26 protein-coding genes are annotated in these 25300 nt (G+C 62.7%); 16 read left to right on the top strand and 10 right to left on the bottom strand.

The annotated features are described in order from the left end of the window. The first annotated feature begins 141 nt into the window (after positions 1-141). A complete protein-coding gene (locus HF027_RS01065) occupies positions 142-960 on the top strand; it encodes an outer membrane protein OmpK (RefSeq protein WP_168012033.1) in 819 nt (272 codons plus the stop codon). A 72-nt stretch (positions 961-1032) separates the two neighbouring features. Further along, on the top strand, positions 1033-2301 hold the full coding sequence (locus HF027_RS01070; RefSeq protein ID WP_168012034.1) for a NupC/NupG family nucleoside CNT transporter: 1269 nt from the start codon (positions 1033-1035) through the stop codon (positions 2299-2301). Between the two features lie 95 nt (positions 2302-2396). On the opposite strand, the gene HF027_RS01075 is transcribed toward HF027_RS01070, so the two are convergent. Beyond that, the gene (locus HF027_RS01075; RefSeq protein ID WP_168012036.1) at positions 2397-4736 is read right to left on the bottom strand and encodes a mechanosensitive ion channel family protein; all 2340 of its coding nucleotides are present in this window, start codon (positions 4734-4736) and stop codon (positions 2397-2399) included. A 200-nt stretch (positions 4737-4936) separates the two neighbouring features. On the opposite strand from HF027_RS01075, the gene HF027_RS01080 reads away from it, so the two are divergent. Next, positions 4937-5944 (top strand): amidoligase family protein, encoded by a 1008-nt coding sequence (locus tag HF027_RS01080; protein ID WP_168012037.1) that lies wholly within the window; start codon positions 4937-4939, stop codon positions 5942-5944. Beyond that, the gene (locus HF027_RS01085) at positions 5941-6600 is read left to right on the top strand and encodes a gamma-glutamyl-gamma-aminobutyrate hydrolase family protein (RefSeq protein ID WP_168012039.1); all 660 of its coding nucleotides are present in this window, start codon (positions 5941-5943) and stop codon (positions 6598-6600) included. Before HF027_RS01080 ends, HF027_RS01085 begins: the two co-directional genes overlap by 4 nt. A gap of 216 nt (positions 6601-6816) precedes the next feature. On the opposite strand, the gene HF027_RS01090 is transcribed toward HF027_RS01085, so the two are convergent. From HF027_RS01090 to HF027_RS01110, 5 genes are all read right to left on the bottom strand, one after another. Then, positions 6817-7248 carry an OsmC family protein gene (locus HF027_RS01090; RefSeq protein ID WP_136253390.1) on the bottom strand — a complete coding sequence of 144 codons (432 nt, stop codon included), beginning with the start codon at positions 7246-7248 and terminating at the stop codon, positions 6817-6819. 151 nt (positions 7249-7399) lie between these two features. Further along, a complete protein-coding gene (tpx, locus tag HF027_RS01095; protein WP_168012040.1) occupies positions 7400-7900 on the bottom strand; it encodes a thiol peroxidase in 501 nt (166 codons plus the stop codon). Positions 7901-8000: 100 nt separating this feature from the next. After that, positions 8001-8621, bottom strand: a complete 621-nt coding sequence (locus HF027_RS01100) for a DUF1415 domain-containing protein (RefSeq protein WP_168012042.1) — start codon at positions 8619-8621, stop codon at positions 8001-8003. Between the two features lie 125 nt (positions 8622-8746). Beyond that, complete coding sequence (gene nfi, locus HF027_RS01105) at positions 8747-9439, bottom strand: deoxyribonuclease V (RefSeq protein WP_245184393.1); 693 nt, start codon at positions 9437-9439, stop codon at positions 8747-8749. Positions 9440-9548: 109 nt separating this feature from the next. Further along, positions 9549-9965 (bottom strand): DUF1499 domain-containing protein, encoded by a 417-nt coding sequence (locus tag HF027_RS01110; protein ID WP_168012044.1) that lies wholly within the window; start codon positions 9963-9965, stop codon positions 9549-9551. Between the two features lie 361 nt (positions 9966-10326). Between HF027_RS01110 and HF027_RS01115 the strand changes: the two genes are divergently transcribed. From HF027_RS01115 to HF027_RS01125, 3 genes are all read left to right on the top strand, one after another. Further along, positions 10327-11595 carry an exonuclease SbcCD subunit D C-terminal domain-containing protein gene (locus HF027_RS01115; RefSeq protein WP_168012046.1) on the top strand — a complete coding sequence of 423 codons (1269 nt, stop codon included), beginning with the start codon at positions 10327-10329 and terminating at the stop codon, positions 11593-11595. Next, positions 11592-14978 (top strand): AAA family ATPase, encoded by a 3387-nt coding sequence (locus tag HF027_RS01120; protein ID WP_168012048.1) that lies wholly within the window; start codon positions 11592-11594, stop codon positions 14976-14978. The genes HF027_RS01115 and HF027_RS01120 overlap by 4 nt, the downstream gene beginning before the upstream one ends. Positions 14979-15089: 111 nt before the next feature. Next, complete coding sequence (locus HF027_RS01125; protein WP_168012050.1) at positions 15090-15953, top strand: SDR family oxidoreductase; 864 nt, start codon at positions 15090-15092, stop codon at positions 15951-15953. Between the two features lie 212 nt (positions 15954-16165). Here HF027_RS01125 and HF027_RS01130 read toward each other — a convergent pair whose 3' ends face one another. The 4 genes from HF027_RS01130 to HF027_RS15730 form a co-directional block, all read right to left on the bottom strand. Beyond that, on the bottom strand, positions 16166-16606 hold the full coding sequence (locus HF027_RS01130; RefSeq protein ID WP_168012052.1) for a DUF411 domain-containing protein: 441 nt from the start codon (positions 16604-16606) through the stop codon (positions 16166-16168). After that, positions 16603-16755 carry a hypothetical protein gene (locus tag HF027_RS01135; RefSeq protein ID WP_168012054.1) on the bottom strand — a complete coding sequence of 51 codons (153 nt, stop codon included), beginning with the start codon at positions 16753-16755 and terminating at the stop codon, positions 16603-16605. The genes HF027_RS01130 and HF027_RS01135 overlap by 4 nt, the downstream gene beginning before the upstream one ends. Positions 16756-16829: 74 nt before the next feature. Continuing rightward, positions 16830-17153, bottom strand: coding sequence for a hypothetical protein (locus HF027_RS01140; RefSeq protein WP_168012056.1), 324 nt, complete (start codon positions 17151-17153; stop codon positions 16830-16832). A 96-nt stretch (positions 17154-17249) separates the two neighbouring features. After that, positions 17250-17378 carry a hypothetical protein gene (locus HF027_RS15730; RefSeq protein WP_280730163.1) on the bottom strand — a complete coding sequence of 43 codons (129 nt, stop codon included), beginning with the start codon at positions 17376-17378 and terminating at the stop codon, positions 17250-17252. Positions 17379-17542: 164 nt separating this feature from the next. On the opposite strand from HF027_RS15730, the gene HF027_RS01145 reads away from it, so the two are divergent. The 9 genes from HF027_RS01145 (at position 17543) to HF027_RS01185 (ending at position 25299) form a co-directional block, all read left to right on the top strand. Further along, a complete protein-coding gene (locus HF027_RS01145; protein ID WP_168012058.1) occupies positions 17543-18040 on the top strand; it encodes a cupredoxin domain-containing protein in 498 nt (165 codons plus the stop codon). Positions 18041-18049: 9 nt separating this feature from the next. After that, positions 18050-18715: a response regulator transcription factor gene (locus HF027_RS01150; RefSeq protein ID WP_168012060.1), complete on the top strand. Its 666-nt coding sequence runs from the start codon at positions 18050-18052 to the stop codon at positions 18713-18715. Continuing rightward, entirely contained in the window at positions 18696-20027 is a 1332-nt protein-coding gene (locus HF027_RS01155; RefSeq protein WP_168012062.1) for an ATP-binding protein, read from the top strand. The genes HF027_RS01150 and HF027_RS01155 overlap by 20 nt, the downstream gene beginning before the upstream one ends. Positions 20028-20098: 71 nt before the next feature. Next, positions 20099-21949: a copper resistance system multicopper oxidase gene (locus HF027_RS01160; RefSeq protein WP_168012064.1), complete on the top strand. Its 1851-nt coding sequence runs from the start codon at positions 20099-20101 to the stop codon at positions 21947-21949. Positions 21950-21958: 9 nt separating this feature from the next. Continuing rightward, positions 21959-22729, top strand: a complete 771-nt coding sequence (locus tag HF027_RS01165) for a copper resistance protein B (protein WP_168012066.1) — start codon at positions 21959-21961, stop codon at positions 22727-22729. 171 nt (positions 22730-22900) lie between these two features. Beyond that, on the top strand, positions 22901-23107 hold the full coding sequence (locus tag HF027_RS01170) for a DUF2933 domain-containing protein (protein ID WP_168012068.1): 207 nt from the start codon (positions 22901-22903) through the stop codon (positions 23105-23107). A 30-nt stretch (positions 23108-23137) separates the two neighbouring features. Further along, complete coding sequence (locus HF027_RS01175; RefSeq protein WP_168012070.1) at positions 23138-23476, top strand: cation transporter; 339 nt, start codon at positions 23138-23140, stop codon at positions 23474-23476. A 222-nt stretch (positions 23477-23698) separates the two neighbouring features. Then, positions 23699-23833, top strand: coding sequence for a hypothetical protein (locus HF027_RS15735; RefSeq protein WP_280730164.1), 135 nt, complete (start codon positions 23699-23701; stop codon positions 23831-23833). Between the two features lie 107 nt (positions 23834-23940). Then, positions 23941-25299, top strand: a complete 1359-nt coding sequence (locus HF027_RS01185; protein WP_168012072.1) for an APC family permease — start codon at positions 23941-23943, stop codon at positions 25297-25299. The last annotated feature ends 1 nt before the right edge of the window (position 25300 follow it).

Genomic DNA, 25300 nt, shown 5'->3' on the forward strand with positions numbered 1-25300 from the left:
AAGAGAAAGAGCAAACTAGCGTTTGTACGAAAAATTATTAGGCGCTCAATCTCCTTTGGTATTATGCCATCAGCAGACACCTGCTCCTCCCATGAGTGCCCTGACGCTCTCACAAAAAAGTCATATCAAGGCAACCCCTTTATGTCCGCCCTTTCTTTGCGCAGTGCCCTCCCCCTTCTCGGCACGAGCGCCTTACTGGCATTTTCCAGTGCGCCGCTGCAGGCAGCAGACATGGACCCGCTCTGGTCCTTCGCCAATGTATCGGTGAACTATCTCGACTGGTCAGAGGGAACCGAGACCCGAACGTCGACCAACGCCGCCAAGAGTGACTTCACCTATCTCGAGCTCGAGGGTGGTGCAGGCTTCAGCTGGGGCGAGGTCTACGGTTTCCTCGACCTGGAGAATCCAGGTAACGATCAGTTCGATGAGAAGAGCGGTGGCAAGGACAACCTGCGCACCGCCGGGAAACTGACCTCCCACCTCTACCTGGGTGAGTCGCCCTTCACGATTTACGCCCACGTCTACGATTTCCGCGACTATGGCTACAACGGTCGTGAGCAGGATCAGGTTCTCGGTGTCGGCTATATCCACATCTTCGATAACGGCTTGTGGTTCAAGCCCTTCCTCGGCGCGGCACGTGTTCAGAGTGACGGCTATACCGGCATGAATGGCTACATGGCCGGCTGGGTACTGGGCTATGACTTCGAGGCCATGGGCCAGCCGTTCAGTCTGACTAACTGGCATGAACAGACCTTCAACCGCGACGACGACTATCTCGACCAGAACTATGTCGGTGGCAAGGCGGAAAGCGTTGGCACCAACGGAGCGGTTTCATTATGGTGGCACCCACTTTCAAGTGTGACTGCCGGCGTTCAGTACCGTTATTCGGATAACAAGCTGGGCAGCCCAGAAGATTACCAGAACGCCATTATCTACACGCTCAAGTACAACTTCCTGTAATCCCCTGGCCCGTACCCATCTCCCGTTCCGACCAGTGGCACGGGCCGCATTCGCTGCCATGAAGGACTTCCCATGACCATAATCATGAGCCTGGTGGGGATGGCGACGCTCATCCTGATCGCCCTTACGTTTTCCACCAACCGTCGCGCCATCCGCCTGCGTACCGTGGGTGGCGCCTTCGCCATCCAGGCGGGTATCGGTGCTTTCGTGCTATATGTGCCGTTTGGCCAGGCCGTGCTCAAGACCATCTCGGATGCGGTCAGCCAGGTCGTGAGTTATGCCAACGATGGCATCGACTTCCTGTTCGGCGGGCTCGCTGATCCATCAGCCGTAGGCTTCGTCTTCGCCATCAAGGTGCTGCCGGTCATCATCTTCTTCTCGTCGCTGATCGCAGTGCTCTACTACCTGGGCATCATGCAGTGGGTAATCCGCCTGCTCGGCGGCGCGCTGCAGAAGCTGCTCGGCACCTCGCGCACCGAGTCGCTGTCGGCCACCGCCAACATCTTCGTTGGCCAGACCGAAGCGCCGCTGGTCGTGCGTCCTTTCATCAACAACATGACCTCCTCGCAGCTGTTCGCCGTCATGTGTGGCGGCCTGGCGTCAGTGGCAGGCTCGGTGCTGGCCGGCTATGCGGCGCTGGGCATTCCCATGGAATATCTTGTTGCGGCCTCCTTCATGGCGGCGCCGGGCGGCCTGCTGTTCGCCAAGCTGCTGATGCCGGAGACCGAGACACCCAAGGATGATGACCCCGACGCCATTCAGCACATCGAGGACGAGGACAAACCGGCCAACGTGCTGGACGCCGCCGCCACAGGCGCCAGCTCCGGCATGCGCCTGGCCGCCAATGTCGGTGCCATGCTGCTGGCCTTCATCGGCCTGATCGCGCTGGTCAACGGCATCATCGGCGGTGTCGGCGGCTGGTTCGGCATGGCATCGCTGAGCCTGGAGCAGCTGCTGGGCTGGCTGTTCTCGCCACTGGCTTTCCTGCTCGGCATTCCCTGGGAAGAGGCCACCCTGGCCGGCTCCTTCATCGGCCAGAAACTGGTGGTCAACGAGTTCGTCGCCTACATCAACCTGGCGCCCTACATCGAGGGTGAAAAGATGGTCGCCGCGACCGGAGCAGCGATGTCGTCGCACACGGTGGCCATCCTGTCCTTTGCCCTCTGCGGCTTCGCCAACCTGTCCTCGATCGCCATTCTGCTTGGTGGACTTGGCAGCCTCGCCCCCGGGCGCCGTCACGAGATCGCCCGCTTCGGCGTGAAGGCCGTGCTGGCGGGCACTCTCTCCAACTTGATGTCGGCCACCATCGCGGGCTTCTTTATCGCCCTGGCCGCCGGCTAACGTCGCGCCCTGACTGTTGGCCGTGTTGCTGCTGGGGGCCGCGGCCATCGGGGCGGCGCTATGCCGCCTCTGGCTTCGCTGCTCGTCCCGAGCCGCTAGCCTTCACCCGGCGAGCCCTTGTGGCGTTGCCCACCAGGCGGCACGACACGTCCGGCCTCTCCGGGCGAGCGGCCCAGCACATCACGTCCAGAGGCCGCATCCGCCCCATCCTGCTCCGGCGCCTCTCCGTCCAGCGTCTCGCCGCTCTGGCCTGCCATCTGAACGCTCAAGCGCGGCATGGCGACCTCCAGGCCATCTTCTTCCAGGCGCTGCTTGAAGCGCAGGTTAACGGCGCGCGCCACGTCCCACTGCATGGCAGGCGCGGTGCGCATGTGCATCCGCAGTACAGCCGCCCCCTCCTGGAAGCTCTCGATGCCCTGCATCTCGAGCGGCGACCAGATGTTATGGCGCATCACGGGGTCATGGCGGAGTTCATTGACGATCTCGCGCACCAGGGTGATGCCATCGTCGATCTTCATCGCATGGGGAATACGCAGGCGCATCAAGGCGATGCCGTACTGGCGAGACATGTTGTGAATCGACTGGATCTGGCTGAAGGTGATGGTGTGCACGATGCCATCGATATCACGCAGGCGCACCGTGCGCAGGGTCAGCCCTTCGACGGTGCCCAGATGACCGCCGAGCTTGACGAAATCATCGATCGCCAGCGAATCCTCGATGAGGATGAAGATGCCCGTGATCAGATCCTGCACCAGCGTCTGGGCACCGAAGCCGATCGCCAGGCCGATCACACCGGCACCGGCCAGCAGCGGCGTGACATTCACGCCCAGGTTGGCCAGCGCCACGATTGAGGCAATCACCACGATGGTGGCGAAGATCACATTACGGATCAGTGGCGTAATGGTCTGCGCCCGGGAACTATTGCCCCGGCGCCCGCGGGAACGCGCCGAACGCAACAACGCTCGCTGGATGGCCGTATCGGCAAATATCCAGGCCAGCCAGGCCACCAGCAGCGTGACACCGATGCCAATCAGCGCCTGACCGATCCGCGCCCCGGCTGCATCCTGGCCGACGCCAAGCAGCGAGCTGCCCCATACCCGCATCGACAGCTCGGCAAAGATGGCCCAGCACAGCATGTGCGCCAAGGCATAGCCGACACGCTCCAGTCGCCGACGATACTGCGACACCCGCTTGCGCCCCTCGAGAGCCATGCCATAACGACGCAACAGCCCCGTCACCACCAGCGTCAGGATCAGCAGCGCTGCCGTTCCAATCGCCCGGGGCAGCGCCCCGCCAGCATCTCCCACGGTGACCACCAGCGCCATCAATGACACCCCTACCAGCAGCAGAGCCGGCACATGCCAGAGTCCACCTATCACGCGCACCACATCATTGGTGGTGCTGTGCGCCTTGCGTTGCGAATAGGGGCGGTTGCGGATCAGATGCTTGATCGGCTGCTTGAAGCGCAGGATGAAGCCACCACTGATCAACGCCGCCAGCAAGTTGGTGACCATCGACAGGAAGCCGGCCAGGTCGCTACCCAGTTGGGCAATCAAGCGTCCGGAATCCAACGCATCACCCAGTGCCAGCAATGCCCCGATAAGGAACAGCCGCTTCAGCGCTCGGGTGCGCAGATAGCGAACGGCGATGTAGCGATGCCCGCGAGTGAAGGCCGAGAAGACGACCTCGCAGAGCGATGACAGCAGGCGCCCACAGAGCGCCACATAGGCCGTCACCAGCGCAAGGCTCACGGCCGCGTTGGGGGTCATGAACTGCGATACCGCAAGCATCGTGGCAAAAGCGACCACCCAGGGCAGCAAACGCCGCAGAAAATGCACGCCCAGTAGCCACGCCTTGGGCTCACGTGGCAGTTCCAGCGGTAAACCGAAGCGTCGCGCCAGCGACCGTACCAGAGCCATCAGTAACAGCAGTAACCCGACCCAAACCGACAGCATCACCGAGGCTTCGACAGCCAGGCGAAATAGTTCGACATTACCGGCATTGCTTGCCAGCTCGCCCACATCCTGCCATGCCTGAATCAGTCGCTGCTGCCATAACTCCCACGGCGACTTCCCCCCTTCTGCCTGGTCGCCAAGCTCGGTGAAGGTATCCGCCAAGGCACCCAACAGCCCCTGAGGCCCCGCCTCGACATCGCTCCCCTCGACCTGAGCGGCACTCTCGCGCAGTGCCTTCAGCTCTTCGAGCAACGCGCCTCTCTTTTCCGCGTTATCCAGCGTCGCGATCACGGTATCCAGTGATTCGACGACCGCCTTGGGGTCCGGCTCGCTTGAGGACGAGTCGCCGGCAAGCCCCGTAAGTCCGAGCCCCGCCTGAGCATTCGCCATGGAGGGCACCAGCAGCATCGTCAAAAGGACGACCAGCCCCCAGATCAACCGTTGACTGACAAGCACAGAGCGCGGTGCAGGCGAGGACATGAAGACTCCCGACGTAACTGACAGTGAAAAGACGCCAGTGAGTCACCGGCAGGGCAGGAGGGCCCGGGCCGTAAGGGTAAAGGAATGACTGCGCCAAGGCACCCCGTCACCACTCACCGACAAGCGGTGGCCGCCCTGGCCGGCGGCCGGTCGAGATATGATAGGCTAGATCAGCCAATTCAGGCTTACGGGAGTGCCGCATGGATCCGCAATCGCCCCCTGTTACTACCAACTGGGAAGGCAGTCTCCGCCGTGTCGGCGTCGAGATAGAGTTTGCTTGCGTCTCGCCTGCGGCAGCGGCGAACCTGGTGGCAGAGCAGTTCGGTGGCCAGGTCATCGCGCTCAACCCCCATCGCTGGCGCGTCGACAACACTCGCTGGGGGGAGTTCACCATCGAGCTCGATGCCAAGATGGTGCACCCGGATGACAAGGTCACCTCCGCACTACCGAGTAGCGACGATGAATGGGCGCGCCAGCGTCATCAGTGGCACATCGAGCTTCACACCCGTTCCCGTGAGCTTTTGGGTGATGTGGTGGCCGGCCTGGTGCCTACCGAGATCGTCTGTCCGCCAGTGGCCTGGAATGAGCTCGGCGAGCTCGATGCCTTGTTCGGTGCATTGCGCCGCCATGGCGCCAAGGGCACGGACGATAGCCTGCTCTATGGCTTCGGGTTGCATCTCAACCCCGAGGTCCCCGGTACTGATGCCGACAGTCTGCTTGCTCACCTGCGGGCCTATCTGTTGCTCGCGCCATGGCTGCGCGATCAGATTGACATCGATATCACACGGGAAGTGCTGCCGCACGCCAACCCCTTTCCCAAGGCGTACGCCCTGAAGATACTCGACCCGGATTATGCACCGGACCTCGACACCCTGATCAACGACTACCTGCACGACAACCCGACGCGCAACCGCGAGCTCGACATGTTGCCGCTTTTCGCCTGGCTGCGCCCGGACCATCCCCACGGCCTGTTCAAGAACGAACTGGTCAAGCCACGACCCACCTTCCACTATCGCCTGCCCAATGCCCACCTGTCGGCAACGGACTGGGGCTCGGTGGTGGAATGGGACCGCTGGCTAGCCGTAGAACGTCTTGCCGCCGATACCGAGCGGCTTGCCGAACGTGCCAATGAATACCTCAATTTTCATTCCCGCTCGCCCATGACACGCTGGCTTGAGCGGCTCAAGCATTGGATGAAGGACGAATGACCCGACCTCTGATCGGCATCACCACCTCTGACCGCAAGAGCCGTCTTGCCTGGTTTTTCGACTGGCTGGCGGTATGGCGTCATGGAGGACGCCCTCTGCGGCTGTCTCCCTCACGTCCGGTGCCAGAGAAGCTCGACGGTCTCATCATCGGCGGCGGCGATGATATCGAAGCCAAGCTGTATGGCGGCGAAGTGCAACTCGATGTACGCGTCGACCCCGATCGTGACGCCCTCGAGCTTGACCTGCTGGAGCGTTTCATTCCGACACACTGCCCGGTGCTCGGTATCTGTCGCGGGGCTCAGCTCATCAATGTCTATCTGGGCGGCACGCTGGACGCCGACATCTACACCACCTATGAAGGGCTAAAGCGCCGGCGTACCGTGCTACCGCGCAAGACCGTCGATATCGTCGCCGACAGCCTGCTGCACCGCATCCTCGACGTCAGCTGGTGTCGCATCAACAGCCTGCATCACCAGGCGGTTCAGGAGGCAGGCGATGGCATCGCGATTGTCGCCCGCGACCGAGACGGCCTGGTGCAGGGGATAGAATCCCGTAAGCATGATTTCCTTATCGGCGTGCAATGGCATCCTGAATGGTTGATCTTCAACCGCCCCCAGCAACGCCTGATCCGCGCTCTGGTCAAGGCCTCATCCTGAGCGTTTTCCGGCGCCACCCAGCATTGCCTGGCCCCCCCCTAACGACAACGGCCACCCCGGTTAACCGGGATGGCCGTCTTGTGCTAACCATCTTGCAACTGCTTATTCACTGTCCGCGCCGCTCGCGACTATTCGTGTCTGCTACCCGGTGTCTGCCGCAGCTTTCTGTTCTTGGCTTTTCGAACAAACAGGCCAAATCAGCGCGGGGAACAGGCGTTAGCCTTCCAGGCGCGCATCCAGCGTGATATTGGCATTGAACAGCTTGGAGACCGGGCAACCGTCCTTGGCCTTGTTGGCAGCATCATCGAACGTTGCCTGATCGGCGCCAGGAATCTTCGCCACACAGGACAGGTGCACGGCGGAAATAGTGAAGCCGCTGTCATCCTGATCAAGACTCACGGTCGCCTCGGTCTTGATGCTCTCGGGCTCGAGACCGGCCTCACCAAGCATCATCGAAAACGCCATGGAAAAACAGCTGGAGTGGGCGGCACCGATCAGCTCTTCGGGGTTGGTACCCGCCTCGCCTTCGAAGCGCTGCTTGAAGCCGTAGGGGGTGGATGAAAGCGCGCCACTTTCGGTCGAGACCGTGCCCTTGCCCTCTTTCAGGCTACCTTGCCATTCTGCGGAACCTGTCTTCTTGATGCTCATACTGCCTCCTTATAGAGATAGTGCTGCTCGTAAAGATGCTCACGGATGATGAAGGTACAGACTCATGCATCGGTGCATTCGGCATGCCCCAGGGATCATCCCCACGAAACGGGGCATGCCTGACACCCAAGTATTGGCTTGGCCTCAGTGATTACCCCAGCGCGTCCATGGCCGCCTGATAATCGGGTTCGTCCTTCAGCTCGCCGACCAGCTGACTGTGAATCACCTGATCCTGCTCGTCGAGCACCACCACCGCCCTGGCCGTCAGGCCGGCCATGGGGCCACTCGAGAGCGCAACACCGTAGGCACGGTGAAACTCGGGGTGACGAAAGGTCGATAGCGTCTCGACGTCATCCAGACCCTCGGCGCCACAGAATCGCCTGGCGGCGAATGGCAGGTCGGCCGAGACCACCATCACCACGGTGTTATCCAGCTTCGACGCGTATTCGTTGAACTTGCGCGTCGAGGTAGCGCAGGTCGGCGTATCAACGCTTGGGATAATGTTCAGAACCTTGCGCTTGCCGGCATAGTCGGCAAGGGTCACGTCATCCAGAGCCTGGTTCGTCAGGGTAAAGGCCGGAGCCGTCTGACCGCTCTGGGGCAAGTCGCCGTCGACGTCGACGGGAGTACCAGCACGGGTGATCTGCGTCATGTCACCTCCTGTGAAGTCAGGCTTTCTGGATGAAAGCCCGGGAAATCCTTCGTCTACCCTATCAATGGCGACGATGGCAGAGGGAATCAAGTGCCATCTTTCAAGTGCGTGGCTCACCGGCCTTCGTCAACTCGGCCAACTGGCTCGCCAGAGCGTCACCACCCAAGGCCGTCATCGCGGCGGCGTTGCGCTCGGGAATGGCCTCCGGATCGGGATAGTGAGCCAACGCCTCGGCAATGGCATCCTCGCGCAGCAGATGCAGCATCGGCCAGGGCGAGCGATTGGTGTAATTGGCGGGATCGTCTTCCTCGACACCATCGAAGCAGTAGTCCGGATGAAAGCTCGCCAACTGATAGACGCCCTCGTAACCCTGTTCCTCGAAGAGCGCCTCGGCGACCCCCAGCAAATCCAGGTAGTCATCGAAGTCGTTCACCCCGTCGCTTAACACCAGCAGTGTCGTGGCAAAGCTTTTGTCTTCATCCAACCGACGGCACTCGTCGAGCAGCGCGCCCAGGGTCTCGTTCCAGTCATGAGCGGACACCGCCACGTAGCGGATCGTATCGCGTTCTACCTCGCGACCGGCGAAGGGGCAAAGGTTGTGCCCCACCACAAAGGTTTCGGTCCAGGCACGGGATGCCGCAAGGGCTTTCTCGGCAAGGGCACGATTGGCAAGAGCATGCTGGCCAATAACGGTAGGAGCAGTGTAAGAAGCGGAGGTCATCGGCAGCTCGGAGCAGAAAAAGAAGAAGAAACGACAGTGTAGCCGATCAACCCACCTTCAGGGCGGTACAGGGTGGGTGATGCACGATGAATCAGACAGCGCAGCAGGCTTAACCTGGCAAGGACTCAACCGCCGGCCCGTCTTCGATCTCGCCGCGAGGCCAGGCGATCGGCAAGCCGTGTCGGCTCAGGCAGCTTGGTGCGGCCTAGGCAGGCCACTGTCCAATCGAGCGCCGTGGCAAGCGACACACGATGGCCCGGTGACACAAAGACCGGTTTGATGCCGACCCGTGAACGCAACACGCCACCAATGACGTCATCACCATCGACAAGCGGCGTCCAGTCGCCACGACTGGCGGGCACCTCATCGTGGCGACCACACAGCCGCGTCTTGGCGATACCGATGGTGGGCAACTCTAGCCATAATCCCAAGTGGCTGGCTATGCCGAGCCGTCGCGGGTGAGCGATACCCTGACCATCAACCATCACCAGGTCGGGACGTCGCGAAAGGAGCGAGAAAGCCGCAAGTGCCGCCGGCAGCTCACGGAAGGCCAGCAAGCCAGGCACATAGGGAAAGCGGGTAGGCTCGCGATGCACGACCTCCTCGAGCACGCAAAGACCAGGCCAGGCCAAAACGACAACGGCGGCGCGAGTGGTCGCGCCGCCGTCTTCGAAACCAATATCCACACCGGCAATACAGGTAACCTCGCCGATCCGATCGTCATGCACCACCTGAACCGCCAGTCGCTTCTGCAAGGCAACCGCCTCTCTTGGCGTCATGTCCCAGCCGTGCAGCCCGGCTGACAAGGGCCAGCTCATCACCGGTGAATCGTCTGTCGTTGTAACGCTACCTGTGGTCGTAACGCTGTCTATCCTTTTAATGCTGATGGCATCAATCCCAGAACGCGTACCGATCAAGGATTCCGTATCAATCGCAGAAGCCCCAGCCTTCGAGCAGCATGCGAATCTTCTCGACTCGGGCGCGGTTCTTGCCCAGGTCGGTCAAGCCGAGACGCGAGGCGCTGCGCACATGGCAGACGCCATCGTCTTCCGACCAGAAGAATTCCAGATCGTCGATGAAGCCCAGCGGCGAATGGCATTCCGCGTGCAGGTAGGTGTCGGTCGCGGTAACCACCTCGGCCTGTTCGCAGCCGGCAATCGCCGTCTGCAGCCGCTTCATTAGTTGCGCCGGTGTGCGATCACCAAGCTGAATGGGGTCAACATGATGCGTCGCATCCTCGGCCTCGCTGGAGACGCTACTATGCCAGTCATCGCAGTCGGCGAGATGGCCATCATGGATGCCAAGGTTGTCGGGGCGCTTGCTGGTCAGCGGATTAGTGATCATAGGCTGAATCCTTACTTCTGTTCGCGTGTTGTGTGGTTGTTGTGCGCGGGTGATGTGCTGTCCGGCCAATAAAACCAATGCCTCAAACTTTAGGCACCACATTAGAAACAGGTGTGGGACCGAAGAACGTTGCTCAGATGCCGTCAGCGAGCTTAGTTAGCAGAGTCTGGACCCATGGCAACTAACCTTTAGTCAAGTTCACATGGCACGCCTTTGCAAGCCTCGCGAAACGGGAATTCTCCGAGGCCCTAGACGCTGAATCCACGCTCGTCTGATCGTGAAAGCGGCAAGCCCCCTGCAGCGCAGGGCCCATCGGCAGTATGATAGTGGCCTGCCATTCATGGACGCCGCGGAGCCCGCCTTGAAGCTGATTCACACCTCGGACTGGCACCTCGGCCAGACCTTTCACGGCCAGGAGCGCCACGTCGAGCACCAGGCCTTTCTCGCCTGGCTGCTCGAGACCCTGATCGCCCGCCAGGCTGACGCCCTGCTGGTCGCCGGCGACCTGTTCGATGTGGTCAACCCATCACTCAAGGCGCAGGAGCTCCTTTACGATTTTATCGTCGAGGCCCACCAACGCCTGCCGGCCCTGGATATCGTGTTGATCGCCGGCAACCACGACAGCGGCAACCGGGTCGAGCTGCCCGCCCCCCTGATGCGGCGCTTGAATACCCATGCCCTGGGCCGCGTGCACTGGCGAGACGATGGCGAGCTCGACGCCGAGCGTCTGCTCGTGCCCCTCACCGATAGCGACGGCGAGACCCGCGCCTGGTGCCTGGCGTTGCCCTTCCTGCGCCCGGCCGAGGTGACCGGCCGCAAGGGCCTCACGGCCAGAGACAGTGAGAGCAATGGCGCCAATGAGCGCAATGACTACGTCGCCGGCATCGGTGCCGTCCATGAACAGCTGATCAATGCCGCCCGAGAAAAGCGAGAGCCTGATCAGGCCCTGATCGCCATGAGCCATGCTCACCTGCGCGGCGCGGCTGTTTCTGAGGGCAGCGAGCGGCCGATCGTGATCGGCGGTGAGGAATCGCTCTCGGCGAGTCTTTTCCCTGACGACATCTCCTACGTGGCGCTTGGGCATCTGCACCGTCCGCAGCAGGTCGGTGAGCCGCGCATTCGCTACAGCGGCAGCCCCATCCCGCTGGACTTCAGCGAGGTTGATTACCCCCATCAGGTGGTCGAGGTGACGCTTCAGGGCGATGCCCTCGCCGGTACCGAAACGCTGCCAATCCCGCGCAGCGTGGCGCTGATTCGCCTGGGCCCGGCCGAGCTTGAGAGCGTGCTTGCCGAGATCAATGCCGTGGAAGACGACCCCGAGTTGCCCACCGAGCGCTGGCCCTGGCTCGAGGTTCGCGTCGACCTGGATGGCCCGCAGCCCGACCTGCGTGGCCGCATCGATGCGGCGCTGGAAGGTCGCGCCCTGCGCCTGCTGCGCATCCACACCCGCTACCCCAAGGCCCGCGGCGAAGCGCCCGGATCGCGCCGGGTGACGCTGGATAGCCTCGGCCCCCAGGCGCTGTTCGCCCGCGCCTGGGAAGAAGAGTACGGCGAGCCCGCCGACGATCAGGTAAAACGCGACTTTGCGCTGCTCGTGCAGGATGTGATGGACGCGGAGGCAGACGCATGAAGATTCTCGCCATCCGTCTCGAGAACCTCGCCTCACTGTCCGGCAGCCAGACCCTCGACTTCACCGCCGCGCCCCTTAGGGATGCCGGCCTGTTCGCCATCACCGGCCCCACCGGCGCCGGCAAGAGTACCCTGCTCGACGCCCTCTGCCTGGCGCTTTACGGCAATACTCCGCGGCTGCGTGGCGCCCGCCAGGACCAGGCACGTGTACCGGACAGCGGCGACACCGATGTCACCAGCTTCGACCCCCGCACCCTGCTGCGCCGCGGGGCCAGTCAGGGCCATGCCGAGGTCGACTTCCTCGGTCGCGATGGGCGCCGCTACTGCGCTCGCTGGGCAGTGCGTCGTGCCCGTGGCAAGCCCGATGGTCGCCTGCAGGGCGCGGAGCAATCGCTCACTGACCTGGATGCCGATCGCCTGCTGACCGCCCAGAAACGCGAGTTCGACCGCCAGCTTCCGGCCGTGCTGGGGCTCAATTTCGACCAGTTCACCCGCGCCGTGATGCTTGCCCAGAGCGAGTTCGCCGCCTTCCTCAAGGCCGACGACAACGCCAGAAGCGACCTGCTCGAGAAGCTCACCGATACCGCCGAGTATTCACAGCTTTCTATCGCCGCCTACCAGCGGGCCAAGACCGCGCATCAGGCGGTCGCCAGGCTGAATGCCCACCTGGCCGATGACCAGCCCGCCGACCCCGAGACCCGCGCCGAACTCGAACACGCCGCCAAGGCCACCCAACAAGCGCTCACTCACCTGCAAACCCAGGAAGAATCGCTCAAGGCCCAGAAACGCTGGCACGATGACGATGCGCGCCTTCACGATGCCTATCGCCAGGGCCTGACCCAGCAGCACAACGCCGAGGTCCGCTGGCAGGCCCTCGCTCCCGCTCGCCGCGACCAGGCGTGGCGCCGCCTGATCGCCCCCAAGCGTCACCGCCTCGCCCGCCAGGCCGAACTGCCCGGCAAAATCAGGCGTCTCGAAGAGACCCACACCCGCACCCAGAAAGCGCGGGAAGACGCCGAAGCCTCCGAGCAGGCCGCTACTCAAGAGAGCGAAAAGGCCGAGCAGGCGCTGTTGAATGCCAGCCAGGCCCGTCGCGAGGCCGAGCCACATCTCCGTCAGGCCCGTGAACAGGCGCAGCGCCGTGACAACCTGGCGCAGCAACTGACAAAGCTTGAAGCCGAGCACCAGCAGCGCCAGCACCAGGTGAGTCAGCTCAATGAGGCGCGCCGCCAGGCCGAGAGCAAGCAGCAGGAGCACCAGCAACGCCGCGACGACTGGCAAGCCACGCTGAAAAACCTGATGGGCGAGCACAGCGAACTGAGTGCCGCCCGCCAAGCGGCGCAGCAGGCCCATGATCAGGCCGCGCGTCGTCAACTGGCCTTGAGCGAGCTTGCAAGCCGCTGGCAGGAAAACACCCAGGCCCATGAGCAACAGCAGGCCCTCGCCAAGCGCCTCGATGACGACGAGACACGCAAGGCCAGGCTCATGGAACAGGGCAAGGCCGCCCGTCAGCGACTCGACGAGCGACACCAGCATTACTCGAGCGTGCAGGCCTTTATCGAGCGCAATCGCGCCGTGCGCAGCGAGAGCGTGATCAAACTACGCGAGCAGCTTCAGGAAGACGAACCCTGCCCGGTATGCGGCGGCCACGACCACCCCTGGCGCCACCAGCCGCCCGCCACGCCCGAGGCCGCGCAGCTCAAGGCCCAACAGGACGACGAGGAGCGCCAACTCAACGAAGCGCGGAGCGCCTATGACAAGGCCCAACAGGCCCGTGATGAACTGCTAGGGCAATACCGAGCGCTGGAAAGCTCGCTTGAGCAGCAGCGACGCGACCTTCACGCCGCCGAGCAGCGCCTGGCCAAGGCCCAGAAGGCCCTCGCCGAGCAGCCATTGAGTGCAGAGCTCAACGCCATCGATGCCGCCGAGCGCGATGACTGGCTCATTAAGCAGCGACAGCAAAGCGACAGCGCCCGTCAGCACCATGAACAGGCGCTGGACGCCCTGAACCGCGCCGAGGCCGAGCTTGCGCCGCTGCAAGAGGCACTGCGCAATGACGAGCGGGAAATCGGCCCACTGAAAGCGAAGCAAGACGCCGCCGAGAAGGAGCTGACTAGCCTTGCCGAGCAGATTCCACCGCTAAGAGAAGAGCGTGACGAGGCCGACCGCCAGCTCAAGGCTCTGCTCGGCGAGCATGCCTCCGCCGATGCCTGGCAACAGCAACTGGAAAGCGAAGAGACAACCGCCCGCCATGCCCGAGACACGGCGCTTTCAACACGCCATGAGGCGCAGCGCAAACTCGGTGAGCTTAAACAGCAGGAAAGCCACGAAGCCACTCAGCTTCAAAGACTGCACGAGGAACGCGAGCCCCTGGAGCAAGAGCTAACTGAATGGCGACACGCCAATCCATCACTGGATGACGACACCCTGGCCCACTTGCTGGCGCAACCAGACGACGAAGCCCAACGCCAGGAAGAGGAGATTCGCGAGGCCGATCACGCCCGCCAGCGCAGTGATGCCAGCCTCAGCGAGCGCCGCCAGGCCCTGCTTGAGCACCGCCAGAATCAGGGGTTGGCAAGCGAAGAAGCATCACTGCCGCATGGCGCCACAGAGGGTGGTGGAGATGAGGGTGGTGAGAAGGAAGGTGGTGAGAATGAGAGGGATGAACGCGAGAGCGACGCCCTCTTGAGCGAGTGCACGGAGGAGGAAATTCAGCGCCGCCAGGCCCAGCTTGACGAGGAGCAAGCCGAACTCGCACCCAAGCTGGCCGCCGCCCAGCAAAGCCGCGACGATGCCGTGCACGCCCTGCGCGACGACGACCGCCGCCGCATGCGCCAGCAGGAAGCCCAGGCAGAGCTAGACGCCGCCCGCGTCGAGCAGCAGCGCTGGGGGCGCATCAGCGCCCTGATCGGCTCCGCCGACGGCAAGGCCTTCCGGCGCATCGCCCAGGCCTACAATCTTGAGCTGCTGCTCGACCACGCCAACTCACACCTCAGCAACCTCGCCCCCCGTTACCGGCTGCGCCGGGGTGGCAGCCCTCTCGGTCTGTTGGTCGAGGATCACGATATGGCCGATGAGCAGCGCTCGGTGCACTCGCTTTCCGGCGGCGAGACCTTCCTCGTCTCGCTGGCATTAGCCCTCGGGCTCGCCTCCATGGCCTCCGGCGAGCTCGCCATCGAATCGCTGTTCATCGACGAGGGCTTTGGCAGCCTCGACCCGCAGTCCCTGGCGCTTGCCATGGAGGCACTGGATGGGCTGCAGGCACAGGGGCGTCGGGTCGGCGTGATCTCGCATATTCAGGAAATGCACGAGCGCATCCCGGTGCAGATCCAGGTCACCCCGCTCGGCAACGGTGCCAGCCGACTGACGCTGGTGGGAGACTGAGGCCATTGGGCCGGTATTTTCCCAGCTGGCGAGCACTAACATACAAGAAGATGGACCACACCAATTCGCATGACACCGCAATGGACGCACCACACGGACCAGGAGAGCAGGATGACAAAGGCCCTAGACACCGCCACGCGCAGCATACTGATCACCGGCTGCTCGAGCGGCATCGGCTATGCCGCAGCGCATGCCCTGTCGAAGCGCGGTTGGCGGGTCTTCGCCACGGCGCGGGCCGAGGCCGACGTTAAGCGGCTGGAAGAAGAAGGCCTTGAGGCGTTAGCGCTGGATCTGGATAGCAGCGACTCGATTCAGGCCGCAGTGGAAACAGTGCGGGAGCGCACCGGCGGGCGACTGACAGCGCTGTTCAACAACGGCGCCTACGGCCAGCCCGGCGCCGTGGAAGATTTGAGCCGTAATGTGCTGCGCAAACAGCTCGAGACCAACCTGCTCGGCACCCATGAGCTCACTACCCTGGTGCTGCCGATGATGCGCGCCCAGGGGCACGGCCGCATCGTGCAGAATAGCTCAGTACTCGGCATTGCCGCCCTGCCCTATCGCGGCGCCTACGTATGTTCCAAGTTCGCTCTTGAAGGCCTCACCGATACCCTGCGCATGGAGCTCAAGGGCAGCGGCATTCATATCAGCCTGATCGAGCCCGGCCCTATCACCAGCCGCTTCCGCGAGAATGCCTACCGCGCCTTCCAGGCGCATATCGATACCGCCGCGAGCGCCCATGCCGACACCTATCAGAAGGTAGAAGCGCGGCTAGCCGGCAGCGACAGTGGTGGCGCCTTCACCCTCGGCCCCGAAGCCGTGGTGAAAAAGCTGATCCACGCGCTGGAAAACCCACGCCCGCGCCCCCGCTACGCAGTAACGGTGCCTACGCATCTGTTCGCAGCGCTGAAGCGGATACTGAGCACCCGCGGCATGGACCGAGTGCTGCTGCGTTCCACCAAGAGTGAGCGGGAGTGAGTGCCGACAGAAAGCCGATGCGGCCTCCAGTTTGCCGCATAGAAGTGTTCAACCTAAAACCGCCCGAATGGGCGGTCTTCGCCTGAAGACACATTCGGAGATGTCATAGGCATCTCCAGCTAATAGATTTCCGCTGTCGGCCAGAAGCAGACATCATGGAGATAACTGCCCGGGAGATGCCTCACCCGGGCAGTTACCATTACCTAAAGACGTTAAAACGTCATATATGGCTGAGCCTCAACAGCGCGAAACTGGTAGACATTCCAGTCATCCTGCTTTGGACCAGGCATACCCGGGGTGCCGATGGGCATACCCGCCAAGCCTATACCGTCTGTGTCGGGTTGCTCCTCGAAGAGCCGCTCCACTGCCTCGAAGGGCACGTGACCCTCAATGACATACTCGCCCATCTCGATGGTGTGACAGGAACCCAGTCCGTAGGGAAGTCCGGCTCGCTCCTTAAGCTGACCGATTGGTACGTCGTCTACGATGGCAACCCTGACGCCAAGCGCCTCAAGCTGGCGGGCATACTCGTCGCAGCAGCCACACTGGGGATTCTTATAGAGGGTCGCCGCATCGGGCAGAGCGGCCTGGACAGTGCCGGCGCCGATCAGCAGCGCAGCGGAGACAAGCAACGTGGGGGCAAAACGTATCATGAGCGATCCTCCCGGGAACGACGAGACGTAAAGAGATACTTGCTGAGGGCGGCGATACCAAGACCGAGCAGAAGCATGACGCCCAGGGGCATCAGCCAGCTCATCCAGCCCATCGAACCCATCAGGGCAAAACAGTCGTTGGCGTACATGGTGTGGCTCCTGACGTAAAGAGTGGGTGAGCCGGTAACGAGCAAATACGTCGTTACCGAGAAACCAGGCATCGTCAGGACTTGGGAGGTTCTCGGGGCGGCGGGGCGATGAACTCGACCACGGCCGGGTCAGAGAGGTCGGCGAGGGCGTCCGGTGGGACGCGGGGGACGAAGGGAGATGCGCTCAGTGCCGCGCAGGCACCACAGACGGCGCCAGAATGATCGAGCATATCGACTTGGGAAGCGCCGCAATCGACGGCACAGCTGTCGTCCATTGCCGCATGGCCAGGCTGGCTGGCGACCAGCAGCAGCACCGCGAGCAGCAGCAGCACCGCGAGCAGCATCGCCATCAGGCGAGTGCTTCGAGTGTGCGGCGGGTAGCGCAAGGTGCCGGCCATGCGAGGATCCTCCTCTTCGTCGAATCATTGTGCCCCGATCGGGATGGCGCGCGACATGATCCAGGGCAAGGGAAGGGTCACCGGTATGGCGCCCACCTAGGAGGCGGACGCCGGACGACGCGGCGGGCGATGGGTGGAGACGGCGCCGCTGGCGGCGATACCAAGGCCCGCGGCCAGGGCGATGACGAGAATCCGCTTGTGCTTGACCATAAACCTTCTCCTCATCTTTCTCGTGGCAGGAAGATCTTTCTCGACAGGGGGATGTTTCGAGCTTGTACCATGAGTCTACGACCTCGGTGTTACCCAAGGATCAAGGGATTTAAAGTTCAGTCTCAGTTCAGGTTCTTGAGGTATAACGAAGGCTCCCCTGATACGACATAAGAGGTTTGATGATGCGCAAGTCACTGCTGGCCATGACACTTAGCCTTGCTGCTGCCTCGGCTATCGCCGCCGGGGAACATGGTGGCTCCCACTCGGCCACGCCGGATGCCAAAGTCGACCGTACCGTCCAGATCGAAGCGGGCGACATGTGGTTTGGCCCCGAGGAGCTCAACATCACCGCTGGAGAGACCATTCGCTTCAGAGTCACCAACACTGGCAACCTGCAGCACGAATTCGTGATCGGCGATGCCGAGGCCCAGGAAGCGCATCGTGAGATGATGCAGGCGATGGGAGATAGCCATGGCGATGGCCACGATGGTCACGGCGGTCATGACATGGCGGAGGGCGCGCATGGCGGCAAGATGCCGTCCATGACCCTGGCACCGGGCGAGACGACGGAGCTGATCTGGACCGCTCCCGCTGACGTGGATACGCTCGTCTATGCCTGCAATATTCCCGGCCATTACGAATCAGGGATGTTCGGGGAGATCAACCTTGGCGGGTGACTCTGACGCATGAAGCTCTTACTGCTTGAAGACGACGACTTGCTGGCAGAGAGCCTAGTCGAGTCTCTCAAGGACAGTGGTTACCGGGTTGACCTAGCCACCTCCTTGAAAGCAGCCGAGGCGTTCATGGCTACCGAGGCTTACGAATTAGCGATCCTAGACCTGGGCCTTCCCGATGGCTCGGGTCTCGACCTGCTCAAGCGATGGCGCCAATCGGGCCAGGGCCTGCCAGTGCTGATTCTGACGGCTCGGGATACCTGGGAAGACAAGGTCGTCGGGCTGGAAGGCGGGGCGGATGATTACCTGACCAAACCCTTCCACGAAGCCGAACTCATCGCCCGGATCAAGGCGCTACTGCGCCGCAAGTCGGGGCGGCTTTCCCGGGATCTCACGCTCGGTAGCGTTTCCCTGGATGAAGCCAACCAGTGCGTCCGGATGGCGGAAGGCCCCTGGCACCCCCTCACTGGCACCGAGTTCGTTCTGCTGCGCTACTTCATGCACCATCCGGGGCGCGTGCTCTCCAAGGAGCACCTCCTCAACCAGCTCTACGCCCTGTCGCAGGATGCCGCCGCTCCCAACCTCATCGAGGTCTACATCGCACGGCTACGCCGCTACCTTGGGAAATCAAGTATCCAGACCCGTCGCGGCCAGGGCTATGTCTTCGTTGCGGATTGATCGTCGCAGCCTGCGCATCCGGTTGCTGGCGTGGCTGTCGGGGATCGCCCTACTGGTCACCGGGCTGACCTGGCTACTGCACGGGATACTGCTCAATGACCTGGCTCGGGACTTCCTGGGGGAACGGCTCGAACGCGAGGCCGATCACGCCATCGAGCAACTGCGCCGCGACCACCTGACCACCGCCCGCTTCCTGGACTCGGCCAGCCGCGGTTTCGAGATTTTCCATCACCTCTATGTACTGCGCCTGGGGGAAGAGGTCTCGGCCTCTCATCCACGCTGGCATGCAGCGCTGTTGACACTGCTGGACAGGGACGAGGCGCTGGTCGAGGTGCGTGAGGCTGGTCAGCACCTGCTGGTCTATCGTCAACCCTTCACCCTCGACAACACACAGGGGGTGCTGCTGATCGGGGAGGACTTCTCCCAGGTGGAGGCGGGTCTTCATCGTCTGCACTGGTGGGTCGGCGGCATTGCCGCCAGCCTGCTGCTCTTGCTGGTGGTGCTCAACCTGCTGGCCGTCAGCCGGGGGATGGTGCCGCTATCGCGGCTACGCGACCAGCTCAGTGAGCTGCAGGCCGGTGAGCGCGATCGTCTTTCTCTGGACGTCCCGTCCGAGCTCGACAGTCTGGTCGGGCAGCTCAACCGCTTCATGGATGAGATCGATGCCCGCCTGCAACGCTCCCGGGACTCGGTAGCCAACCTATCTCACGCGCTGAAGACACCCCTGGCTGCCGTCATTCAGGTGCTGCGCGGCTCTCGCCCCATCGATACCTCGCGTCGCCAACGCCTCGTGGAGCGCCTGGAGGAAATTCACACTCAGCTCGGCGCCGAGCTTCGCCGCTCGCGCATCGCCGGTCCCAATGCCGGACGCCTTGCCGATCCCTGTCGCGAAGCCTGTCGACTGATCGAGATGTTCCGCACCCTTTACCCGAACAAGCGCTTCATGCTGGAGATGCCTGAGGGCGCTAGCCACCGCATCCCCATCGAGTCGCAGGACCTCTCGGAGATGATCGGCATCGTGCTGGACAACGCCGGCAAATGGGCGACCGAGGAGGTTCGCTGCAAGATAGGCCTGGAGCATGGCCTTAGCCTGCGGGTCGAGGATGACGGCCCCGGGGTGGCAAATGATGATCTCGCCCATCTCGGTGAGCGCGGGTGGCGCCTGGACGAGTCACGTCCTGGCTATGGGTTGGGCCTGTCGATACTGAACCAGCTCTTGAAACGCTATGCCGCGAAGGTCCAGTTCGGGCACAGCCCCCTAGGCGGCCTGAGCGTGGAACTTCACGTATCCTTCGCAAAGGACGCGCCGTAACCTGGCATTTTCAGGCGTGATTCAGCTTTCCCCGTCATGATGGCGCATTCTGACATCGACGGGAGTCACACATGGCACGTTCCAGCGTCATTACGCATCCGCTGTCGCGCCGACAGTTGCTCAAGGGTGGGGCCGCACTGGGCATCGGCTCGGCAGCCGCCCTTGGCCTGCGCCCTGCCTGGGCCAACCCTTGGGGTCAGACCAATGTCTATTCTAAAGGAGTCGAAGAAGGCCCCGAGGTGTCGTTGGCCATCCGCCGGGAGTCGATCCTGATCGACGGCAAGGAGGCACGGCCGTTCAGCATCAACGGCACCAGCCCCGGGCCGATGATCCGACTCAAGGAAGGCCAGGACGCCGTACTCAAGGTCACCAACCTGCTCAACGAGCCCACGTCCATCCACTGGCATGGCCTGATCCTGCCGCCTGAGATGGATGGCGTTCCGGGAGTGAGCTTTCCCGGCATCGCGCCGGGCGAGACCTTCACCTACCGTTTCCCCGTTCGCCAGAACGGTACCTACTGGTATCACAGCCACTCCGGCCTGCAGGAGCAGCTCGGCCATGCGGGTCCGCTGATTATCGATGCCGCCGAGCGCGAGCCCTTCCGCTACGACCGTGAGCATGTGCTGCTGCTCACCGACTGGACCTTCGAGGACCCCATGTCGGTCTTCCGCAACCTGAAGACCGCCGAGGGCTACTACAACTTCCAGGAGCGCACCATCGCCGACTTCTTCGCAGACGTGCGTGAGAAAGGCTTTGCTGCCACCGCCGAGATGCGTGGTATGTGGGCGAAGATGCGCATGAGCTCGCGCGACATCGCCGACGTCACCGGCAGCACCTACACCTACCTGCTCAATGGTCATTCCCCCGAAGAGAACTGGACGGCGTTGTTCCAGGCCGGCGAGCGGGTCCGCCTGCGGGTGATCAACGGCTCGGCGATGTCCTACTTCGATGTGCGTATTCCCGGATTGAAGATGACCGTGGTGGCAGCCGACGGTCAGCCGGTGCAGCCGGTACCGGTCGACGAGTTCCGGATAGGGGTGGCCGAGACCTACGACGTGCTGGTCGCGCCCGAGGACGACACGGCCTATACGATCTTCGCCGAGGCAATGGATCGCAGCGGTTACGCCCGCGCCACCCTTGCGCCGCGCGAGGGCATGGCCGCCGAGATCCCCGAGCGACGCAAGATTGCCGACCGCGGCATGGAGGCCATGGGGGCCCACGGCATGGAGGGCATGGACCACTCCGGGATGGGCCGCTCAGACATGCAGGGTATGGATCATTCCGGCATGAACGGCTCGGACATGCAGGGACTGGATCACTCCAGCATGCAGAGCATGGATCATTCCGACATGAGCGGCTCGGACATGCAGGGCATGGACCACAGCAACATGCGGGGCATGTCAGGTGAACAGAACAGGATGAACGCCAATGGCATGCTGGCGGCAGGGGCGGCGCAGCCAGGCTCTCGCTACAACCAGGCCGGTATCGGCATCGATCCCGACACGCGCCGGGTGCTGGTCTACCGCGACCTCAGGGCCTTCACCCCCTGGCCGGACCGCCGCGAGCCGCAACGTGAGCTGGAGCTGCACCTCACCGGCAACATGGAACGCTACATGTGGTCCTTCGACGGCAAGAAGTTCAGCGAGGTGACGGGGCCCATCCATTTCGAGAAGGACGAGCGGCTTCGCCTGATCTTGGTCAACGACACCATGATGGAGCATCCCATCCACCTCCACGGCATGTGGATGGAACTGGAGAACGGCCAAGGCGAGCTGATCCCGCGCAAGCACACCCTGAACGTCAAGCCCGGCGAGCGTGTCTCGGCGCTGATCACCGCCGACGCCGAGGGCAGCTGGGCCTTCCACTGCCACCTGCTCTATCACATGGATGCCGGCATGTTCCGGGTCGTCAAGGTCTCGTAAGGAGAAGGCATGAATACCAGAATCCCCATGATCGTGGCCGGTGTCGTGCTGGCCACGGCCACGCTCTCCGTCGCCCAGGCCGATGGCGGCTATGATGCCCCGGAGGGCTGGCCCGCCCCCATGACCGAGCACCACATGGCCATGGCGCTGTTCGACCGACTCGAATACGCCGTGCCCGACAAGGGCCATGAGGAGCTGGTCTGGGACTTCCAGGCCTGGTATGGCGGGGACGTCAACCGGGTCTACCTGAAGTCCGAGGGTGAGAACGTTCAGGACGATGGCGAGGATGCCGAGTTCGAATCGCTGGAGCTGCTCTACAGCCGGCTGATCGCCGACTTCTGGGAGCTGCAGGGCGGTGTCGGTTACCAAGGCGGCGTCTTCTCCGATGACCACGCCGAGCGCGGCTACGGGGTGATCGGCTTGCAGGGTGTGATGCCTTACGGCATCGAGACCGACCTAGCACTGCAGGTGAGCGACGCGGTTGACGTCTCAGCGAGCCTTGAGGGCGAGTACGATCTGCGCCTGACCCAGCGTCTCTATCTTCAGCCGCGCACCGAGATCGCCTTGGCCGCCAGCGAGGTCGAGGAATTCGGCGTCGGCGAGGGGCTCAACTCGGTGCGCGTCGGCATGCGCCTGGGCTATGAGGTGACCCGGCGCTTTGCGCCCTATGTTGGCGCCTACTGGGAGAAGCAATACGGCGATACCGCCGACATCGCCCGGCATCATGGCGATCCCACCGAGGATACCGGTGTCGTCGCCGGCGCAAGGCTGATGTTCTGACCCGCTAATCCATCTCGCCCGCGACGCCACCCTCCGCGGTGGCGTCGTCGCCTCTGGCGTCCGGCGTTTGGATTGATCCGGGTCAACCATGACAGCCATCACGTTCAGCCTGGATTCAGTCAGTGCCGCCACACTGGCAGTCATTACAGGAGATGCCACCGGGAGGTACCCATGAACAAGAGAGCACAACAGCGCCTGACGATGGCCTGGCTGCCGCTGGCAGGCATCATCGCCACTGGCGGCTACCTGATGGCGGCAGGCCATCAGCTGCACCTCTATCAGGGGTTGCCGCTGCTGTTCCTGATCGCCTGCCCCCTCATGCACCTCTTCCTGCATCGCCACCATGGTGGCCGGCATGATCAAGGCGACGGTAACTGAATCCTGGATAGCGAAGGAAGGAGGTTGACCATGCCACATCACGATCATCGCCCTGGCGTTTCAGAAGCGTCGCTGGTCACTCGAAAGCTGAAGATAAAGCCCGACGCGGCAGAACGTATCTCGGCGGCAGTGACCGAGATCGACTCGCTGTCTGGCCTCGACGTCGTGTCTTACGACCCGGACCACCGTAAGCTCCGCCTGGCCTACGATGCCAAGCGGTTGTGTATCGATGATATCGAGGAGGTACTGGCACGGCATAATGTAGGGATCAGCGCCGGACGCTGGAACCGGATCAAGGAGGACTACTACCGCTTCATCGACCAGAACGTGAAGGACAATGCCAAGCAGAAACCTTGGAGCTGTCACTGATTCACATAAAGGCGAGTCGTTGAGCGGGAGCGCGACATGACGCGTGTGCAATGGCCGAGGCGATGGCTCTTGTGGCCGGAGTGGCAGTGGTCTTGTTCACGTTTCTGCTGAACGTGCCCTGGGAATTCCTGCAGTTGCCACTGTCTGGGCATGCCCTGGCTATAACGGTGGGACTGGAGGGGCACCGCCACCGTCATCGCCCAGCGCTGGAGCTACTCGCCGATGATGCCCACCCTGCTCTGGCTGGGGACCGGCCTCATGCCCCTGCCGCAGTGGCTGGTCTTGCTCCTGATGATTCAGTGGATCTCCTCTCGCCACTTCATCGGCACCGCCGCCCTCCTGAAAGACGCCGATTGACCCTTGGGCGACACAAGGGTTCTAAGATAGGAAGTGCTGGCCCTTAGCACACCCGAGCACGTACCTCACTGCCCCGCCATCTACGACGTTGAAACGAAAGGTGAAGCATGGACAGATCGCCGCAATACAAGAAGAACAGCCTTTCCCTTGTCGGGGCCATCGCCCTGGGGACCGGAGTGATGATCGGCGCCGGTATCTTCGCGCTGACCGGACAGATGGCGGAGATGACCGGTGAGCTGTTTCCTCTGGCCTTCCTCTCGGCGGCCATGATCGTCGGCTTCAGCGCCTACTCCTATGTCAAGATGTCCAATGCCTATCCGTCCGCCGGCGGCATCGGCATGTACCTTCACAAGGCCTATGGGCCCACGTTGCCCACCGCCTTTCATGCGCTGCTGATGTACTTCTCCATGGTGATCGCCCAGAGCTTCCTGGCGAGGACCTTCGGCTCCTACACCCTGGAGTTGTTCGATGGCGGCAACCGGTCCCTCCTGGTGCCTTTGCTGGGTGTCGGCCTGCTGATCGCGGCCTTCCTGATCAACCTATCCGCCAACAAGATGATCCAGGGGGTCGCATCGGTGCTGGGGGTCATCAAGATAGGTGGCATCATCCTGTTTGGCGTGGTGGGCATGTTGGTGGCCGACGCCATCGGCATCCGGACGACGACCGAAGCACCGGCGCCCAGCGTCTCAGGGTTCCTGGGGGCAACCGCGCTCGGCATCCTGGCCTTCAAGGGGTTCACCACCATCACCAACAGTGGCGCCGAAATCCAGAATCCGCACCGTAACGTTGGCCGGGCCATCATCGTCTCGATCGCCCTGTGCGTGGCGATCTATGCGCTGGTGGGCTTTGCCGTCGCCAGCAACCTGTCGCTGACGGAGATCATCGCGACGAAGGATTACTCGCTGGCCGCGGCCGCACGCCCCGCCCTGGGGGAGACCGCCGTCTGGTTCACCGTCCTCCTCGCCATGCTGGCCACGGCAGGCGGCATCATCGCCAGCGTGTTTGCGGTGTCGCGGATGCTGGCGATGCTGACCGAGATGAAGCTGGTGCCTCATCGCCATTTTCATATGCCTGGCAGCATCCAGAAGCACACCCTGGTCTATACCATCGTGCTCGGCCTCATGTTGACGGCGTTCTTCGACCTGAGCCGCATCGCCGCCCTGGGCATCATCTTCTACCTGGTGATGGACATCGCCATCCACTGGGGAGTGTTTCGCCATCTTCGCGATTCCGTGGCGGCCCACCCGGCTATCCTGGTCACCGCGATCGGCCTCGATCTGTTGGTGCTGGCGGGCTTCCTCTGGGTCAAGGCCACCACAGACCCGCTGGTGCTGTACGTTGCCGCCGCGGCGATGGCGATCATTCTGATCGCGGAATACGCCTTTCTTTCCACGCGTCCCGCGCAGGACGCCGACCACCATGTCCCTTCGCATGATGCGAAGGGGAACAGCAGCAGGGAGGAGTGAG

Source organism: Halomonas salinarum (assembly GCF_012062845.1).
In the GTDB taxonomy this organism is placed as follows: domain Bacteria; phylum Pseudomonadota; class Gammaproteobacteria; order Pseudomonadales; family Halomonadaceae; genus Onishia; species Onishia salinarum.